Source organism: Paenibacillus sp. FSL L8-0663 (genome assembly GCF_038008125.1).
Lineage (GTDB): Bacteria > Bacillota > Bacilli > Paenibacillales > Paenibacillaceae > Paenibacillus > Paenibacillus polymyxa_D.
This window is the reverse complement of the sequence record NZ_JBBOYM010000001.1, coordinates 983,164-1,001,654: the sequence shown is the minus strand read 5'-3', so window position 1 is coordinate 1,001,654 and position 18,491 is coordinate 983,164. Positions and strand designations below refer to the sequence as shown.

The 18,491-nt window shown below is 44.2% G+C and carries 18 protein-coding genes; 7 read left to right on the top strand and 11 right to left on the bottom strand.

Features of this window, described 5'->3' with window-relative positions:
* Positions 1–4 precede the first annotated feature (4 nt).
* Together MKY75_RS04480 and MKY75_RS04475 are read right to left on the bottom strand one after the other, a co-directional pair.
* Positions 5–946: a S8 family serine peptidase gene (locus MKY75_RS04480; protein ID WP_209018268.1), complete on the bottom strand. Its 942-nt coding sequence runs from the start codon at positions 944–946 to the stop codon at positions 5–7.
* 66 nt (positions 947–1,012) lie between these two features.
* Positions 1,013–1,174, bottom strand: a complete 162-nt coding sequence (locus tag MKY75_RS04475) for an epilancin family lantibiotic (RefSeq protein ID WP_080561132.1) — start codon at positions 1,172–1,174, stop codon at positions 1,013–1,015.
* A gap of 326 nt (positions 1,175–1,500) precedes the next feature.
* On the opposite strand from MKY75_RS04475, the gene MKY75_RS04470 reads away from it, so the two are divergent.
* Both MKY75_RS04470 and MKY75_RS04465 read left to right on the top strand, forming a co-directional pair.
* On the top strand, positions 1,501–1,629 hold the full coding sequence (locus MKY75_RS04470; protein WP_256026159.1) for a hypothetical protein: 129 nt from the start codon (positions 1,501–1,503) through the stop codon (positions 1,627–1,629).
* On the top strand, positions 1,626–1,946 hold the full coding sequence (locus tag MKY75_RS04465) for a hypothetical protein (protein WP_340884458.1): 321 nt from the start codon (positions 1,626–1,628) through the stop codon (positions 1,944–1,946). Before MKY75_RS04470 ends, MKY75_RS04465 begins: the two co-directional genes overlap by 4 nt.
* 627 nt (positions 1,947–2,573) lie before the next feature.
* Here the strand turns inward: MKY75_RS04465 and cysK are convergent.
* Positions 2,574–3,497: a cysteine synthase A gene (gene cysK, locus MKY75_RS04460; protein WP_340884455.1), complete on the bottom strand. Its 924-nt coding sequence runs from the start codon at positions 3,495–3,497 to the stop codon at positions 2,574–2,576.
* 216 nt (positions 3,498–3,713) lie between these two features.
* Here cysK and MKY75_RS04455 point away from each other — a divergent pair, with 216 nt between their 5' ends.
* Positions 3,714–4,922, top strand: coding sequence for an MFS transporter (locus tag MKY75_RS04455; RefSeq protein WP_340884448.1), 1,209 nt, complete (start codon positions 3,714–3,716; stop codon positions 4,920–4,922).
* Between the two features lie 129 nt (positions 4,923–5,051).
* On the top strand, positions 5,052–5,537 hold the full coding sequence (locus tag MKY75_RS04450; RefSeq protein WP_340884446.1) for a DUF1036 domain-containing protein: 486 nt from the start codon (positions 5,052–5,054) through the stop codon (positions 5,535–5,537).
* A gap of 119 nt (positions 5,538–5,656) precedes the next feature.
* On the opposite strand, the gene MKY75_RS04445 is transcribed toward MKY75_RS04450, so the two are convergent.
* The 3 genes from MKY75_RS04445 to MKY75_RS04435 form a co-directional block, all read right to left on the bottom strand.
* The gene (locus MKY75_RS04445) at positions 5,657–6,655 is read right to left on the bottom strand and encodes a glycosyltransferase (protein ID WP_340884443.1); all 999 of its coding nucleotides are present in this window, start codon (positions 6,653–6,655) and stop codon (positions 5,657–5,659) included.
* A gap of 54 nt (positions 6,656–6,709) precedes the next feature.
* The gene (locus tag MKY75_RS04440) at positions 6,710–7,747 is read right to left on the bottom strand and encodes an aminoglycoside phosphotransferase family protein (protein WP_340887059.1); all 1,038 of its coding nucleotides are present in this window, start codon (positions 7,745–7,747) and stop codon (positions 6,710–6,712) included.
* Positions 7,748–7,893: 146 nt separating this feature from the next.
* Entirely contained in the window at positions 7,894–8,586 is a 693-nt protein-coding gene (locus MKY75_RS04435) for a pectate lyase (protein WP_029517613.1), read from the bottom strand.
* A 554-nt stretch (positions 8,587–9,140) separates the two neighbouring features.
* On the opposite strand from MKY75_RS04435, the gene MKY75_RS04430 reads away from it, so the two are divergent.
* Positions 9,141–9,713: a shikimate kinase gene (locus MKY75_RS04430; protein ID WP_029517614.1), complete on the top strand. Its 573-nt coding sequence runs from the start codon at positions 9,141–9,143 to the stop codon at positions 9,711–9,713.
* A 104-nt stretch (positions 9,714–9,817) separates the two neighbouring features.
* Here the strand turns inward: MKY75_RS04430 and aroD are convergent, their stop codons facing one another.
* From aroD to MKY75_RS04415, 3 genes are all read right to left on the bottom strand, one after another.
* Positions 9,818–10,582 (bottom strand): type I 3-dehydroquinate dehydratase, encoded by a 765-nt coding sequence (aroD, locus tag MKY75_RS04425; RefSeq protein WP_069012909.1) that lies wholly within the window; start codon positions 10,580–10,582, stop codon positions 9,818–9,820.
* A gap of 102 nt (positions 10,583–10,684) precedes the next feature.
* Positions 10,685–11,941 (bottom strand): MFS transporter, encoded by a 1,257-nt coding sequence (locus MKY75_RS04420; RefSeq protein WP_165149983.1) that lies wholly within the window; start codon positions 11,939–11,941, stop codon positions 10,685–10,687.
* A gap of 129 nt (positions 11,942–12,070) precedes the next feature.
* On the bottom strand, positions 12,071–12,982 hold the full coding sequence (locus tag MKY75_RS04415) for a LysR family transcriptional regulator (protein ID WP_322252480.1): 912 nt from the start codon (positions 12,980–12,982) through the stop codon (positions 12,071–12,073).
* 216 nt (positions 12,983–13,198) lie between these two features.
* On the opposite strand from MKY75_RS04415, the gene MKY75_RS04410 reads away from it, so the two are divergent.
* Positions 13,199–14,389 (top strand): MFS transporter, encoded by a 1,191-nt coding sequence (locus MKY75_RS04410; RefSeq protein ID WP_029517617.1) that lies wholly within the window; start codon positions 13,199–13,201, stop codon positions 14,387–14,389.
* Between the two features lie 29 nt (positions 14,390–14,418).
* Positions 14,419–15,309: a shikimate dehydrogenase gene (locus MKY75_RS04405; protein WP_029517618.1), complete on the top strand. Its 891-nt coding sequence runs from the start codon at positions 14,419–14,421 to the stop codon at positions 15,307–15,309.
* A 151-nt stretch (positions 15,310–15,460) separates the two neighbouring features.
* Here the strand turns inward: MKY75_RS04405 and MKY75_RS04400 are convergent, their stop codons facing one another.
* Positions 15,461–16,687, bottom strand: coding sequence for an RtcB family protein (locus MKY75_RS04400; RefSeq protein WP_340884442.1), 1,227 nt, complete (start codon positions 16,685–16,687; stop codon positions 15,461–15,463).
* 247 nt (positions 16,688–16,934) lie between these two features.
* The gene (locus tag MKY75_RS04395; RefSeq protein WP_029517620.1) at positions 16,935–18,368 is read right to left on the bottom strand and encodes a purple acid phosphatase family protein; all 1,434 of its coding nucleotides are present in this window, start codon (positions 18,366–18,368) and stop codon (positions 16,935–16,937) included.
* Between the last annotated feature and the right edge of the window lie 123 nt (positions 18,369–18,491).

Below are 18,491 nucleotides of genomic sequence, written 5' to 3'. Positions count from 1 at the left end.
GCAATCAACCTCTCATCTGTCTTAAAGCACGAATTGAACCGGCAAGGCTTACTTCATAATAATTCCGCTGAACATCAATCAGTCTCGCGCCTTGACGGAGCAGACACTCCATTTCTGTGCGTCCGGCATTCATCCCCTGCGCGATAAGCTCTCCGCTAAGAGAGGCAACAACTCCGCTGAATAAGGCGCTGGCAATACTCGTACCGATACCCACTGTGTATGCTTTGTCAAATCCCAGCACTTCATATAAGTAATCCTCTGTGTCGAAGCTCGATTTGGCAACCATTACCCAATCATTGTTGTAATTGATTTCATACTCATCACCACTCGGCGCAAAAAATTGATCGTTGAGCGTATTGCTGAACCCGGAGATATCCCCGTTCTTATTAGTTGATCCAATTGGGTATACTCCCTTTAAATTCGCAGGTACTCTGTACTCCTGCGTAATATCGCGTCCATCGTTTCCTGCGGAACAGACTACCCATATGCCTTGCGCATTGGCGCAGTCAACCAAAGCCTGAAACCTATTGAACTCGAATAAGTCGACCTCATATTCTGTACGATAGCTGACGTTGATAATTGGATATCCTTTAGCAATACCCTCTTCCAGCGCTCTATACAACCATTCAAGCTTGCTTATTCCTTTTTTGTCCGTAATTTTGTAGACAACAACCCGAGCGAAAGGGCATATCCCCTTCAATATATATTTGCCGGTAACAGAGCTAACCATTTGTGTACCATGCCCGACGTAATCGCTTAGACAAGGCTCATAAGGTACAAATGACTTGCATTCTGCCTCAACTAGATTACCTTGGATCTCTGAGTGGGATTTATCGACGCCTGTATCAATAAACAGGATAGTAAGCGGCTGACCAACAGTTGCACCACAACTAAAATGATCGGTCAGCCGGGCTACATGCCAATTGTATATATTAGGTTTTATCATGCAATCTCCATAATGTAAGTAGGGGTAGCCTATTTCACTACCCCTGACTTACGAATCGCTTATGAATTATTTACAATTGGAACAAGAACCGGTACAGATACAGGTAAGAGTTTTACATACTGCTTTGGATACCTTAATGGTTGTTTTGATGATTGAAGCTTGTGGGCTAAGCTCACTGGCCTCATAGCTCTTTCTTAAATCAAGGTCAAACATTTGATCTACTTTCATTTTCCTCTTCCTCTCTGAATTAGATTATAATAAACATGATTTCAGTGGTACCCCTAAATCACGTTTATTGTGAGTGACCGTATGTCATATCTTGCTGTCGATGAATAAAGAATATATCTAATTCTCCCGTTTTTTATACTTTATTCCTGAAAGGTATTCCAAACCTCCTAAATTGCAGTCATTTTGCTGCCCATGCGGCATGGCATAAAAAAATACCGACACAGAGCGAAACGATTGACGCTTAGAGCATGGCGTATGCTTGCAAGAATCCGATATGTTCTTATACAGGTGTCTCGTATAAATCGGCTGAAGAAGAGATGCTTAGCATGAAGCGCTCGTCCTATGGCTACGATGTGCTGGCTCTTGTGGACGAACTGCGATTCAAACAGGACATGACTGTAAAGGAACTGACTGACGCACTACAGGCATCCCAACAAGTACCCAAAATCTGTTGAGCGATATCAAGCTCTTTTTGCTGCATCTCGATGACCATATTCGTACGATACTGGCCGAAACGACGGAACAAAACGGTGACGTTCTCTTGTCTATGGGTGGAGTCCAGCCGGAAAAAGGCAATGAAAAATTGTTCGTCTTGCGCGAAGTCTTTAGTGGAAACGTACTAGCCGCCAAAAATATGAAAAGTGAGGCAGCGAGCGATCGTTTGCTGTTCAGTCCATTTAACCTCTATAGGTGCGTTCGGAAGAGTTGTGGCCTGATGGGGTGCGAGTGGTCACAATCGATACGTGGACAACCGATCAACCCACTTGCGTAGCCGCTGCATATTTTTGATAAATAGCTTGAATTGGGTATAATCGCTGCACGAATATTAGATAAGCCAAAAAATGTCAGCGTACATTATACTATTTTCCACAACCATTTAAGCAGTCAACTAATAAGTTGACCCGTTTGAGGCAGCTCTTGCTGAAATGGATAATAGGCTCGGTGTTTCCTTCTCTGATTATTTGGGTTTTTCAAGAGGATCCTGAAGAGACAAATAAGATCGAAGAACGGAGCATGAACCGTGAGACTTTTAAAATTCTCACGAATATAAGCTATAATCGACAATTAATAAGCCACAACCTTATGGATTGTGGCTTATTAATTGTCAGGAGTGAAATTAACCTATGAATTATGAAAAGGATGTATTCAATGTCTATGTTCCTCCATTGAAAAAGAATCTACTATATCGCTCCCATCATCCTTTATTCTTTCAAAGATAATATTTCAAGGTCGAGCTATAATAGGCTAGTGAAGAAGTAGGCGCTCCAGGAGTCATCTTGTTATACTTGTGTATTCTTGATTGCCATATCGCCAATTCACTTTTGTTACTTCGCTTAATGAGGCTGGATCATACTACATATAAATGAGTCGAATCACTTTGGTCCCAATCCACATCTTCTTATCCGAATATCCCCATGCTCAGATATCGCTCTCCGGTATCCGGGGCAATGCAAAGTACCCGTTTGCCTGCTCCCAAACGCCGAGCTTCCTGAATCGCCGTCCATATCGTAGCTCCGCTAGAGGGGCCCACCAGAATCCCTTCCTGGGCAGCAATCGCCCGTGTCGTAGCAATCGCATCCTCATCCGAAACCTGCACGATTTCGTCATACACTTCCGTATTCAGCACGGTGGGAACAAAGCCTGGACTGGTGCCAACCAGCTTATGTGGACCGGGTTTTCCCCCAGATAGTACTGGCGAGCCCTTCGGCTCAACTACAACAATCCGCAGATCTGGCAAATGCTGACGCAGCACTTCACCCGTTCCCGTAATGGTACCGCCCGTTCCCGAAGAAGCGACGAACACATCCAGTTTCCCTTCCGTCTGTTCCAAAATTTCAAGTGCTGTGGTCGTACGGTGAATATCGGGGTTTGCCTCATTTTCAAATTGATGCGGGATAAAGCTCCCATCAATTTCAGCCCCCAGTTCAAGTGCCTTGCGAATTGCTCCTGGCATCCGTTCTTCTGCTGGTGTCAGTACGACCTCAGCCCCGTAGGCTTTTAAAATGTTGACCCGTTCCTTCGTCATATTCGAGGGCATCACCAAAATCGCACGGTAACCTCGGGCTGCCGCATTCATCGCAAGGCCAATTCCCGTGTTGCCACTCGTCGGTTCAATAATGGTGCCTCCCGGCTTTAGATGTCCTGCCTTTTCCGCTTCGGCAATCAGGTTGCCCGCCGCCCGGTCTTTAACACTGCCGCTTGGATTAAAATACTCCAGCTTCACATACACTTCCGCATCCTGCGGCCCTGTGAGCCGTTGGAGCCTTACACAAGGTGTATCTCCTATTAAATCTGTAATACTATATACCACTTTAGGTGCCATCGTTGTATCCTCCTTGGATCGTTCCTTACAACGTTATTTACGATCTTCATATCATACTACCAAAATAACACACTTGGCTCCTTCCTACCTGTCGCTTTTGTAAATTACATAAAACTTATCAACTTAGTATGTAAAATTCTTGCAAAATGGGTCGCCAGATATCGCCTGTAGTGATATACTCGCATTACTATTTTTTCAGGAGGATACAAGACACTTATGAGTACTCAAGAAAATATGACAGCAAACCGCTTCCCTCCCTCCTTGCTATGGTTGACCCTTGGTGCCTTCGCCATTGGCATGACCGAATTCGTCATTATGGGACTACTGCCCAACGTAGCCCATGATCTTCATGTTACAATTCCGCAAGCCGGGCAGTTAATTACCAGTTACGCACTTGGTGTGGCTATTGGTGCACCTGTGCTTACCGTATTAACTCATAAGGTTCCGCAGAAAAAGCTGCTATGCCTACTAATGACCATATTCATTTTAGGTAATCTTTTTTCCGTCATTGCTCCCAATTACGAACTTCTGATTGCTGCCCGTATGGCTACTGCATTATCGCACGGAACCTTTTTGGGAGCCGGTTCCCTGATCGCTGCCCGACTGGTTCGTCCTGACAAACGCGCGGGTGCTATTTCCATGGTGCTGACCGGTTTGACCGTGGCGAACATTATAGGCGTACCCTTTGGTACCTTTATCGGACAACAACTCGGCTGGCGTGCTTCCTTTGGAGCCATTGTGGTCATCGGCTTGATTTCTCTGTTTGGTATCATTCGTTATATTCCGGTGATTCATCAGGACAAGCCTTCCAGTCTCAAACAAGAAGTCCGAAGCCTGTTTAATCCAAAAGTGCTGCTGATGTTGCTCACAGGTGCAGTCGGTTGTGGCAGTCTGTTCACTGTCTTTACGTACATTACGCCTTTGCTTACGGATATTAGTGGCTTTGCCGAGCATAGCATTACCTGGATTCTCGTCCTGTTTGGCCTAGGGGTAACGATCGGCAACATCGTTGGCGGCAAGCTCGCAGATTGGAAACTTCTCCCATCCCTAATCGCAAACTATGCTGTACTGGCCATTATTTTGGCCATTCTGACGTTTACGCTTCAAAACAAGGTATTGGCGGTTATTACCGTCTTTATCTGGGGTATTGCCGCGTTTGGCATCATGCCGGGTATTCAGGTTCGCATCATGAATCTGGCCTATGAGGCTCCTTTGCTTGCCTCTACCTCCAGCCATTCCGCATTGAATCTGGGCAACGCAGGCGGCGCTTTTATCGGGGGAGTTGTTATTAATCAAATGGGGCTAGCCGCTATTCCATGGGTTGCATCGCTAATTACTGTCGGCGGTCTGCTACTCATGGTAGTTAGCTACATTGTGGATCGCAAGACAGCTCATACTGAAGCGATAGCAGAGATACAATCATAGAATCGTTTAGCAAGTTGGACGTAAACGATTGGTTCATTTTTCATAGATTGAGAGATATTGTCCACTCTCTTCCTCCAAATTCCTCATAGTATAACATTGTAATACCAATTTATGAGGAAAGAAGTGTGTATGATGAGCCTTTTTTTTACAAACAACACGAGTAACACGATCTATGCTGCCTATGCTTATCCTGATTCCGACTGTCACCCCACCAATTATTCTAAAATGGGCTGGTATCGGATAGAGCCAGGTAGTACGAGGGAAGTATGGAGCGGTTCTGTAGGGGGAACCACATTCTACTATTATGCTGAAGATCACTCTAATTCGTGGCGTGGTACGTACCGCACACGGCTTCCGAGAGATACTAGCCGTGATTTTCATTGGTGTTGGAACTATAGCAGCGGATCATCCAGACGAGTGGGGATGCGTAGACTTTCCATTGACTCATCTGAAGACAATTACACTGTCGAGTTCGGCAGAACAAGCCAACTGTCAACAAAGAAAACTCATAGAGCATTACCTTCCAAATCCGCAGAATCCAGCATTCACAGAATTCCGAGAAGACCGGTTCGCTTTAAAAAAGGAACCCCGGTTCCAGTAAAGTCCAAACGATAAGTCAAAGAACTGTAACCCGCAAGGTGGACATTTTGAAAAAAGTGACCCCCCTGCGGGTTATTTTTGTTTCATATGGACGCGCAGACGCGTGTTACAACCACAGTATTTTGCCTCGCTGCTCAGCTTAACCAACGATCAAAAAAGTCTCGGTATCCCCGCTTCATCACCTGACTTGAAAACTGTTCCATGGCGTATGCCTGATTTTCTGTAGAAACCCGACGGGGTGAGGCGGCAGCCATATTGACCAGCTCAAACCAGTTTTTCTCATTCCCTGAAAAAGAATGCGTAGAGCTGATATGTCCATAGCAAGGATGCTCTGGCTTAACCACGATTTTACCCATAGCGAGCGCTTCGGTCAGCGGCATGGCGAACGTATCAAATTTGGAGCAGCTCCAGTACACCTTCGCCGTGTTCATCAGCGCAAACACCTCATCTTGCGTCAACGCAAATTGAAGTTTAACATTGTCCGGGATATCATATTTCTTCATACTTTCCTTGTAGCGTTCACCGCCAAATACCATATAGACATCCTTGTCAGGATTATGCCTCGCATACTCCAGTACCAAATCCGGACGTCGGTTCTCCTCATCTCTACCAATCCACATCACCCGGCTCTCTACCACTTGCGAGGGATCAAAATGCTTTTCCACCAGCCGCTCATTAAATCCGATCGGGATGACTGTCACATCGGTTACGCCAAACTTCGAAGCCATCTCCTGCTTGAGAAAGGCAGTCTGTACGATAGCCTTGTCCACGATCTGATAAAAAGGCTTCATCATTTCATAGCCTGTCAGTGCCGGATCAGGAAAACTATGCGGAAAAAGCACGCTGTTTTTAAAAAACATGTTCAAATAGGTAAAGCCAGATACCGTATAAATAACGTGCTCAATCTGCTGCTCATGGAGTTGGTCCAGTACGACGTCATAATTGACCAGGTCGCCTTTTTCGTGTTCATAACCCGGAAGCCAGTCATGACTGCTCACATGGCGCTCCGGTGATACAAATACGATGTTCACCCCCAATTCCAACCCGATTTGCTTCAGACGTTCTGCGAAAATACGCGGACCCTGTGCTTCAGCAAATTGTATTTTTCTCATGACCAAACCAACTTTTTTCATGGATATATTCCCTACCTTCTTTGGCTAACTAAATACAGTCTATGTCTTAAGCTACTATCTACATCGCTGGGCTTGTCCCCAATCCATCATCGCAGCACACTGGTTCAAACAGGCTAACGTTTCGTCCAACTGGGACTCTAATTGCTCTTTTGACCATTTGTCGCCGTTTCTATGCAGGTGCGTTCCAATCCTTTGCAAATCACTTGTGATTAACAACAGCATCCAGAGCGAAAATACCACAGCAAACATGCCATATTCCAGCATAAAAGCCGTTCGATCCACTCTTATCCCCAACAGCTCCAGCTGCTCCACGTAGGTGTCCAGTATACGAATACGCAATTCGGACGTCATGCGTCGGGGAAACAACGGATGGGACATGTCGATCAGGTGATATACATCCCACAGCGGTGTGTTCAGATGAGTATGCTCCCAATCCAGCACCATAAGCCGTTCCCCGCTCAGCGCATAGTTCCCCGGATGAAGATCACCATGAGACAGTACAAGCTGCTGTGAAAAAGATACATGCTCCAGCTGTACATACATACGCTGCATCTGTTGCTTAGATAATCCTAGTGAGCTGCAAAGCTGTAACACATCCGGCTTGCGCGTGTATAGCTCGGAAACCATCTCCTGAATGAGTGGCTTTGGTCCCCGCAGTGGTATCCCAGCAAAACGATCCGTCGGCAAAGCATGCCACCATGCAACAAGTCTAACAGCTCGCAATAAAGTTTCGTCTGCGTGTAGATGATGTAACGGACCAAGATCCTCAAAAACCATCCATTCTTCTCCGCCATCCACACCTGCATCAGACCAGGCTAGCAATCGGGGATAGATCGGTGATAACGCAGGAAGCACATGCTCATACACCCATCTCTCCCGCCCCTTCTGATCATCATTGGTTAGCGGTTTGAATATATAACTTTCAGAGGAAGACACGTAAAAACGTTCCACATGTCGACCATTCGTACCTGTATATAAAACCTCACGATTCCGCACCAGCGTATCATTTAAGGTACCGTCAACATTCACATATTGATAAAAAGGATTCATAGCCACCCAACTTTTTTGTGTAAAATGTAATAGCACGATCATATCATAGTCCTCGTTCCGAACGAAGCCCAGATCATCTTGGGGTAACTCGCTGCACCCAAAAAGGGGCTTGCCCAAGCAGATCATACGACCTGTTGGGCAGCCCCTTATCACATCCGTACTCCTATCCTTACTCTATTCTATACCAATTAATATTGAGTATTGCCGGATTCACTCGTATTACTGGATTTAAAACCTTTGAACAATTGTTTTACATTATGATAACGAGTATTCGTAATTTTAGCTTTGCTGTTAGGACCGTCCGATCTCAGGATCGAGTCCTTTACATTGGAAATATCCGAGTTATCCAAAGTCATATTCACTCTGAATGTAGAGCCCCCAAGTTGGCGAACCAGCTTACCGATATCATCGGCTCTAAAGTTTTTAATGTTAATCGTGCCTTCGGCATTAATTTGGAATACTTTATCATATGCGTGGAACGCTCCACCACCCGTAATGTTTACCGTGCCTGGTTCTTTAAGCGTCAAGGCATCTTCACCGACATCCTCCCACGTTACGTTGGAGATTGTGCCGTTGCCATATACATGCACCCCATCCGCAGCAGGGGCAGCGATGATCACATTTTTCAGTGTTGCATTATTTTCAAGCTTGAAAATAGGCTTTTGGGCCTCTTTCTGGCTTCCATCTCCCAAGGTATCGGGATCAGCCACTACAGTCTTGCCTTTACCATCGTAAACTTCTCCAGCTTTAACAAGTATGGTCTTATGAACGACTTCTGGAGCTGCATGTGCAGAATAATTGCCGACAAATAAGGCGACCAACATTCCTGATAAAGCGATACTGATTCCCTTTTTCAATACGTTAGCTGTGTTTGTTTTCATGTCAATTCATCCCTCTCGTAGATATTTTTCATTGTTCCAACTCTTCGTTGACTAGAACGTGTAGACCGTATCACCACCTTCGCACAATGAACCCAATGACCGATACACGTCTATAAAGCATCATTCAACTATTTGCATATGTATACTTGGTTTTTGGTTCAAAGTAATTTCGTTTTATAAAAAATATAAAGAACAAATTGTAAATAGAGCGATTACATTTACAATTTGTATAATTCTATTATAATCCTATTTCCAGTAATTTCAATATATTTTCCGCCAAAATATGTCCTTTTTTTCAATTTAGTACATAAAATTGCCTCTTTTATACTTGTACAAGTTTGTTTTTCTTCAATTTACACATTAAACAATACTTGAATACCTTGTTTCGTTTGCCTGCTGTTTATCACTTAATTGGTATTCAGAGTCCCTTTTATCGTATACCTCATTGCTGATGTGATCTATACTATTGAATGACACGTTTGATGAACGTATAATGTATTTAGTGCTTTGAAGCGTTACATCTCAACATTACTGGTGAGAAAAGAGTGGTTATCGTGCAAAACAATAGTGAGATTCCATTAAAAGAACAAAATATTGTGCTCATCGGCTTTATGGGTGTAGGTAAAACAACGATCGGTTCCCATCTAGCGCGCAAGCTGTATCGCGATTTCGTGGACATTGACCAGGAGATTGAACAAGAGTACAACATGCCAACAACAGAGATTTTCAAGACTTATGGAGAGAAGCGTTTCCGTGAGATTGAAAAAGAGCATATTTTGAAGCTGTGCAGCAACACACGCCTTAAAATCATTTCCGTTGGCGGTGGTGCATTTTTACAGGAAGAGGTGAAGCAAGCTTGTTTGGCTTCATCGATTGTTTTCTTCTTGGATTTAAATTGGGATTCCTGGAAAGATCGGCTCAAGATGCTGATTGACACCCGTCCTAATCTACAAAACAAGACTTTAGGGGAAATTGAGGATTTATTCCGTTCCAGACAGGACATCTACGCGGTGAATCACTCCAAGATCGATACAGATCAGTTGGATGCGGAAGAAGTCGCAGACTATATTATTCAAACGCTGAATCTAGGTTGGGAGTTATATGAACCTACTCGGGGATTGAATTAAGAGTTACACCAAAAAGGAGGGCTCCAGCATGCTTATCGCATGGGGGCCCTCCTTTTTGGTTCACTGCGGATATATTACTGACTGGCGAGCATGCCATCCGTCTTTTAAGAATGGCTATGCAGCACCGTCAATATCTCTCTCAGTTCAGTGACAGGAATCTGCCCCGGTGCGGAAGCTTTCTTAGCGGCACCAAAGGTCAAAGCCGAACCAAACAGTTCTCCGGTCAGGCGGCTCACGACACCTTTCCCCGCCATCGACATCGTAATAATCGGCCGATCTGCATGCTCTTCTGCCATAGTACGCGTGGCATCCAGCAAAGTGAGCACATCGGCTGTATTGGTCGGCATCACTGCTATCTTAGGCAGATCGCCTCCCAATTCCTGCGCCTTGCATAATCGGGAAACAATCTCCTCCTTCGACGGCGTCTTATGAAAGTCATGATTAGATATAATCACATACACGTTATGCTTATGTGCTGCTTCTACCAGCGTCTTCACATCAGCCTCCTCATTAAAAAGCTCTACATCAATAAGTTCGACTTGCCCCGTTGCGGCTATTGTACGATTCAATTCCACATAACTCGCCGCACTGATTTCCTTTTCTCCGCCTTCCCGAGCGCTACGGAACGTAAATACGAGTGGAATATTGGCTAAAATAGACCGAATTTCATGTAAGGCAGCCTTTACCTTTTCCAGATCCTCCACATGTTCGAAAAAATCGACTCTCCACTCCACGATATCCAGGTCGAGCGTACGTAAATAAGTAGCTTCTTCCTTCAACTGCTCCAACGTTTCTCCCACCATGGGCACACAAATTTTTGGCGCTCCTTCACCAATCAGGACATCTTTCACCTTTACGATTTTAGCCATCTCTTTCTCACTCCCAAATTACAGTTTCAAGTCGAACATGTACAATAATTCATAGTATAACGCATTCTGAATAAGCATGCAGATGATATGATCCAGTCGTCGTTATTTGGGTTCAAGTGCAATTTTAGGCGACAATTTGCGACTTGCTGGAAAAACTAAACTGTACCGAAAATTAACAAACACCGCCAGTACGATCCCTAGCACATTCACAATAATAGCTAGCATAAAAACACTCGATATCTGAGAATGTTTCAACAGAAAGCCTGTAAACACAGGAATGATCGTGTATGAAAGCGAGGTTGCTGTATAAACAAACCCGGTAATCTGTCCTTTTCGTTGACTAAAAAATTCACTCATTACGGTTAATGTTAACTGAAGTACACCTGATATTGAAAACCCGATAACACTCGCACAAATAATGGAGGCAGCCCCTGACTTGAAAAGGAGAAGCGCTCCAAAAGCCAACAGGGAAATACATGGATAAATAAGAATAATGTGAACTGGTTTAACCCATTTTCTTAACACAATGACCAATACAAACACGGAAACCAGCGAACCCATATTGTAATAAACTAATAATCTGAGAGACTCTGATTCGGTCATACCGATAAACTGTTGTCCAAAAGTAGGCAACCATAACTGCACAATATAAAGCAAGGTAGGTCCCGTAAATCCGAGCAAGATAAGGCATAGCCCTTCCTGCCAAAACCGCGGCTTACTCCGGTCATTTGCCTCCAATTTTCCCGCTAGGCTTGATACAGAATTACCGCCACTTTGCCCCTTGGCGGGCTGCACGCGCATGTCTGGGAACTTCATTTTGAACAAGTACATTGCATTCAAAGCAAATATGAGGGCAGGTAAAAAGAAAGAGAACCCGTAGAAAATATCGTGATTCATAAAAAAGATAATCATTAGCGGTAAAAATGCCGCCCCAACGGATATAAAACCTCTCACCAATACTGTAGCCGAACCAGAGGATTGGGGGAAAGCTTCGATCAGCGCTGGATAAGTACCTGAATCAAGAAAAGAATTCGCTACGCCTGCCAGCACAGCCAGTACGATCGCCATCTCAAAGCTGGAACTCAGCGGTATACCGACCAAGAATACAGCCATCAGTAACCCTGCTGCCACAATAAACGGCTTACGACCATAACGGTCGGAGAGCACCCCGGATATGTACAGGGTAAACAGCCTGCCAAATCCCATCGCAGAAACCAAGAGACTGATGCCTGCCTGATCTGTATGCAAATGCTCTGTTAAAAAGGACATGTGCGATGCCAGCATAATATTAAACATGCCGAACAAAAGATAGTTTACATAAAGTCCTGTCGCCACTGGAAAAGAAGTACGTTTCATCATGAATTCACCTGCTTTTGTAAGTAAGTCTTGTAGTATCAAAACGTGAATCATTTCACATTGCTTGTGTCGATGATGAAGTATAGAACACAATTTAAAATTTATCAAGTTTAAATATTGCGAGACTCCGGCTTAGACACGCTGATGCGTTTTCAGATAAAACTCCTTGCCATAACTTAGGGCAAAGTTCCGAAACTCTACTACTGCCGGGGATAAATATCTATTTTTAATGCTGGCTAGGTAGATAAAACGCTCGTATTCTGGATTAATAATAGGCAATGTTTTGACGTTAAAATAATCTAACGATGAAATGCGGGGCATAACTCCGATCCCGTAATTGATAGACACCAGTCCTGCCATTGCCGTATCTTCTTCAATCTCGCAAATAATCTGTGGCGTAACGCCCGCCTTGGCAAACAAATTCTCAATAATGGGCCGAACCCCACTCTTTTTGTTGAAGAAAATCACCGGATAATCAGCTGTATCCTTAAGATCAATTTGGTTTAAAGTCGCCAGTGGATGATCAGGCGAAACAATGACCACCAGTTCCTGCTGAGCCAACGGAATAAACTCCACATCCGGTTCATTTTCCACGTGAGAGCAGAACGCCACGTCATAGTGTTCCTGCTTCAGGCCTTGAATAATATCGTTCGTATTCCCTTGGTGAAACGAAAAGGAAATGTCTTTACGGGCATCCAGAGCTGAAAAGGCTTGGATTATTGCTGGAATGAAGTGTGAACCTAGTGTGTAAATGAACGCCAAATCTATATTCCCATGACTTGGACTCACTAATTCCCGTAAGTTATGCTCCCCCTTTTCCAATTCATCCATCGCGTGCTCCACATACTTCAGAAAAAATCGTCCGTATTTGTTTAACCGAATATTTCTCCCCTGCTTTTCAAACAGATGAACGCCCAAATCCTTTTCTAATTCTGAAATCGCATGACTTAAACTGGGTTGAGTGATACATAGCCGCATAGCTGCCTGAGTAAAATGCTCCATCTCCGCAAGTACACGAAAATATTGTAAGTGCTTCAGGTTCATAATTATGTAATTCCCTTCTTTAATTCATATTTTAAATTATAGAACCAAACTATGAAAAACGATAAAAATATGCATTGGATTTATAATAACACCCCTTATATAATTAAGACATAGACATTATGTGAATATTTTCACTTGTTTGTGGGCGTACTTTAATACACCTGGACGATGCCTACCTAGGCCATTGATCTAAAATTTATGTTGGGAGTTACACTTATGAAAAATCCTTATATCAGAATGGCAACAGGGCTTTATATCAACTATTTTCTTCTGGGTATGATTAATGTTATTCTCTCGTCGAATATGAGCTTTCTGACCGTGCAATTGAACACGGATAAAGCAGCCATCGGCTATCTGGTGTCAGCGATTGGAATCGGTAAACTGCTCGCTCTCGGAGTAGCCGGAAAAATGTCAGATAAATACGGAAGGAAACCACTGATTGTTATTGCATCATTTGCTTATTTAATCTTCCTAATCGGTATTCCGCTTGCACCTAACTACACCTTGGCATTCGTGTTTGCCATTATCGCAGGGCTCTGCAACTCGATGATGGATGCGGGGACTTATCCCGCACTCATTGAAGGGTTCGGAAAAAAAGCCGGGTCTGCAACCGTCCTAGTCAAAGCATCCATCTCGATCGGTGCCATTGTTATTCCTTTCATGATTGCATTTTTTATTAATCACGATATGTTCTATGGATATTCCTTCTTTATTCCAGCAGGAATTTATCTGCTGAACGGGATTTTCTTGTCAATGACCGCTTTCCCCAACCACAAAGCCGAGGAACAAAAGGCTCCAGCCGAGACTGGTCAATCAACGGATTCGTTCCACAGCGAGCCTAAGTTTTGGCAAGAAGGTTTGTCTCTGATTATTATCGGTTTTACTTCAACTGTATTGTTCATGATCGTGCAGCTATGGCTTCCTACCTTTGGACAAGAGGCTCTTGGCATGGACAAAGCCAGCGCCATTAAGCTGCTTAGCTACTATAGTATAGGTTCACTAGTTTCCGTTATTTTGTTGGCTATGGTACTTGGTAGATTCATTAAGCCCATTACCGTCATGATTGTGTATCCGCTTATTGCCCTGCTTTCTTTGCTGGCTTTAATTGTATGGCACAATCCTGTCGCTACCTTGATCAGTTCATTCTTAATCGGCTTGTCTACCGCAGGCATATTCCAAATTGCCCTTACGGTAATGACGGAATTTTTCCGCAAGAACAAAGGAACTACGACTTCTCTCGTAAACATAGCAGCCAGCCTATCGTTCATCCTGATGCCTTTGGCTACCGGGAGCATGTCCAAAAGTCTGGGAATTACCTCCGTATTCATTCTGGATATTGCGATTGCTGTAGTCAGTATTTTGCTGGCCGTGTTTGTTGCTTATCGATATAAAAAAGTGTTTCATTAAACTACACACGTTACTTGGAGGCTTATATCATGAAAAATGCTGGACGTATTGACGGAAGAACACAATTAATCGGACTGCTAGCTACACCGATCGGACACTCTTTGTCCCCGGCTATGCATAATCTTGCGTTTGAAAAGCTGGGCCTAAATAACGCGTATATGGCCTTTGAAGTAGGCAATGAACAGCTTGAAGAGGTCGTACGGGGGATGCGCGCTCTGAACATACGCGGTTATAACGTGTCCATGCCTAACAAAACAGCTATACTCCAGTATCTTGACGAGCTAGACGACAGCGCTAAATTTACAGGTGCCGTCAACACTGTCGTGAATACGGATGGTAAGCTGAAAGGCTACAGTACAGATGGATCAGGTTATGTTCGTAACTTGCAGGAGAACGGCATTGATCTGAAAGGTAAGAAAATGACACTCGTCGGCTCAGGCGGTGCTGCAACGCCGATTGCTATTGAAGCCGCTCGAGCTGGTCTCGCTGAAATTTCAATTTTCGCTCGTAATGACCAGTTCTTTGCCCGGGCGGAAGAAAATGTCCGTATGATTAATGAAGAGATGAAACATGCCCAAGTCAAGGCGAATATCTATGCATTAGAGAATCAGGAGAAGCTGCGTGAAGAGATTCTTACAAGTCATATTTTCGCTAATGGTACAGGTGTGGGTATGAAACCGCTGGAAGGCAAAAGTGTAATTGAGGATGTGTCCATGCTTCGTTCCGATCTGATTGTAACCGATGTAGTATACAGCCCAGCTAAATCCAAGCTGATGGAACAAGCTGAATCCGTAGGTGCAACCGCCATTAACGGTCTGGGCATGATGCTGTGGCAGGGCGCATTAGCCTTCGAACTGTGGACAGGCCAAGAGATGCCAGTCGCTTATATTAAAGAACAGCTTTTTGCTGATCAACTGTAAGATTTAGAGCTGCTCAACAAGCACATCAAGCCATGAGTTCCTTCTATTATATACGCATATATGTACTTTAAATACGATGCTCGGCGAATGAACACTTCTGCCGGGCATCGTCTTTTTTATGGGTACAGCCCCGTTCTTCCTTCTCTTTTCATTAATCCTTATACGGGTCAAACTCATTGGCCCCAGCCATGCATACCCCGATTGGCTTCAGCACATGCATAACTTCCACGGTCTCGGAATGAGCGTCCAGTACCTCGCGCAGTTTGCGGTAGACGAACGGACTTTCGTCTGTACCTGCTCCGCGCAGCTCGACACCGTAGTTCCGAACAGCCTCCTTCATCTGTACATCCGTGATTTGTCCACCATTCCGTGTGCGGGTTTTCCAATTCATTTTACCGGCTGCCTGGGTACGACTCATAATACGACCTGCGCCATGGACTGTACTATAGTAGGAATCCCGATTTTCTACCGAATCTTTCCCACGCACAATCACCGAGATATCGCCCATGCTTCCTCCAATAAAGCCCATTTGGCCAGGGGCCGAGGGGGTTGCGCCTTTGCGGACTACAATGGTGTCGCGTCCATCATGCTGTTCCTTCCACGCGTAATTATGGTGGTTATGCACCGTAAAATCCGCTTCGGTCCCCATAATACCAAGCACTTGTTCTATCACATAGTCACGTCCCGCATACGCATAGCGTCCGGCAAGGCGCATCGCACGGTAGTACATGTCTCCCAGCTCACTGTTCATATCCAGCAGTACAGGCGGCTGATCCATATGTTCTCCCGGCGCCTTTCCGAGAAACTCCCGTCCTGCAGCCAAATTTAGAAACCCGCTTGCTGTTTTGTGCCCAAAGCCTCGGCTGCCGAAATGATTGGCAATCCAGACCTGTCCTGTCGCTTCCTCCACAAATACATCAACAAAGTGATTACCACTCCCTACTGTACCCAGCTGTTCCCTCGCCAAGGACTTCAGTTTGTCATGTTCTTGTTTCCCAATCGCCGCATATACTGCCCAATCCGGGTCATCGAACAGCTCATGGTCTACCTGAATTGCATTCACACGGCCTACACCAAACGAAATATGACGTGCAATCTCATCCATCACGGCTGAAATACGTTGCATAATATCTGCGGCAAACAGCTTGGATCTTACCGCCTTATTCCCGCAGCCGATATCATACCCTACACCTGAAGGTGAAATTTGTCCGTCATACACCATCACACCGCCAATCGGCTGACTGTAGCCTTTATGATGATCTGCCATCAGTAGCGCCTGAATCACATTACCATTTTCGGCACATGTGCGGGCTTGAGATAGTGCTCCCGGGTCAGGTGATCCCCATACGCGTACTCCATTGATTTCTTGATAAGCCATCGCTTTATCCCTCCATATTTTGCAAGAAAATTTCTATATGTAAAATTGACTACTTTTGAACTTTGGATCTCTTAATAGCATTATGTACGGTTTACCCGCTTCCGAACAGGGCGTAAGTATTACAAGCACAACATCAGACGTCTCTATAAGAAAGTCCCTATAAGAAAATGAAAAAGGATATCCATGCAGCCGACCAGACTGTAGGATATCCTTTTATGATTATTTAGAAACCATTAAATCAATTATACTAATATTTTTTGATGATTCCGAATTGATCCACAATAAAAGGTTTGGCATCATTTTTGTTTTGATCAATTTCGTACGTTACGGCTGTAAGTTTATTTTCGTCTACAGTGATGCCAACAAAATTCTGTACCTGTCCTCGTGTGGGTCTACGATTGTCACTCGGATCCGGGCCATACACTGCCGCATGATTCTCTTCAGCTAGTTCAAAGAGATTATAGTACTTATCTCCAAGTTTTTCACTCGGGTTCTTGTAGTAGACTTTGGGGCCAGCAGTTGCTGGGATGACATAGATACTTCCATCCGGATTCACACTATATTCAATCGTCTTTTCATTTAATGTATCTTTTAATTTGGTTGGCGTTGTTGCTTTACCCTCTTGGTTGATTGGCTTCGTACGAGCGTAAATATGATCGTGCCCCTGCACGACAAAGTCGATATCAAGTTTGTCCATGAGTGGAGCGATTTGGTTACGAACTCCATTGTTATCCATGATGTCAGAATCTGTTGCATGATTAGAGGTAGTGTAGGGACCTTTGTGAATGTTAACAATGATCCACTTTGCACCTGCCTTTTTGGCTGCCGCAGCATCTTTCTTTAACCATGCGACTTGATCTTCAGAAAAATTGGCATATTTCTCTGAGTCCTCATTGGAGTTCAGTACGATAAAGTGAGCATTGCTGTAATCAAAGGAGTAGTACGCTCCTGTTTTAGTAGCAGAACCAGCTGGTTGATTAATATTAAAGTGATCATAAAAAGCGTAGTTCTCATCCTCATGATTACCTGCTGAAGGAACAATGGTTGTATTCAAAAGACTTTTTTGTGAATGTCCCAACAACCAGTCCCACTGCTCTTCTTTGGTACCGGTGTCTACGATATCTCCGTTGTGGACTACAAACTGAGCATTACCTACAGTTTGAAGTGCTTTTTCGAGCGTCTGTGAAGACAATATGGCTTCATCTTCGCTTTTCGCTTGTGTATCAGCTAAATCAATGAAGGTAAATTCGCCGCTCTTAGGAGCCGTTTGAAACGTACCTGTTTCGCTCCATATCCCGCGCGCTGCATCACCCACACGATAATAATAAGCTGTGTCCGCTTGAAGACCTGTAGCTACAGCTTTATGGACAAGCTCTTCTGGAGAATTGGTCGATGGAGAAGAAGTCCCTTCAAATGTAAGAGCACTCGTAAAATCAGCTTCAGAAGCCGTTTTCTTGATTACTTGAACAGTGCTCTTCGTGGAAAGTTTTGAAGTATACCAGGTAAATCCTTTGGAACCTTTTGTGTCTCCATAAAATGTAGCTGTAACTTTACTAATACCATGATCTGTATTCCCTGATGACTCAGCATGGACAGGCAAGGCTGACATGCCCGTAATCAAACCTAGTGCAAGAGCAACAGACATAGATGTTGCTGACCATTTTTGAAACTTCTTAAACATGTGTACACTCCTCTGTGTAGTTAATATGTAAAAGTTATAAATATGATCATATCAATCAAATGTTAATACGTTGTTTTAGGAAATATAGTAATTTGTAAAAACGAGGTGTTAAGTGACCTAGCG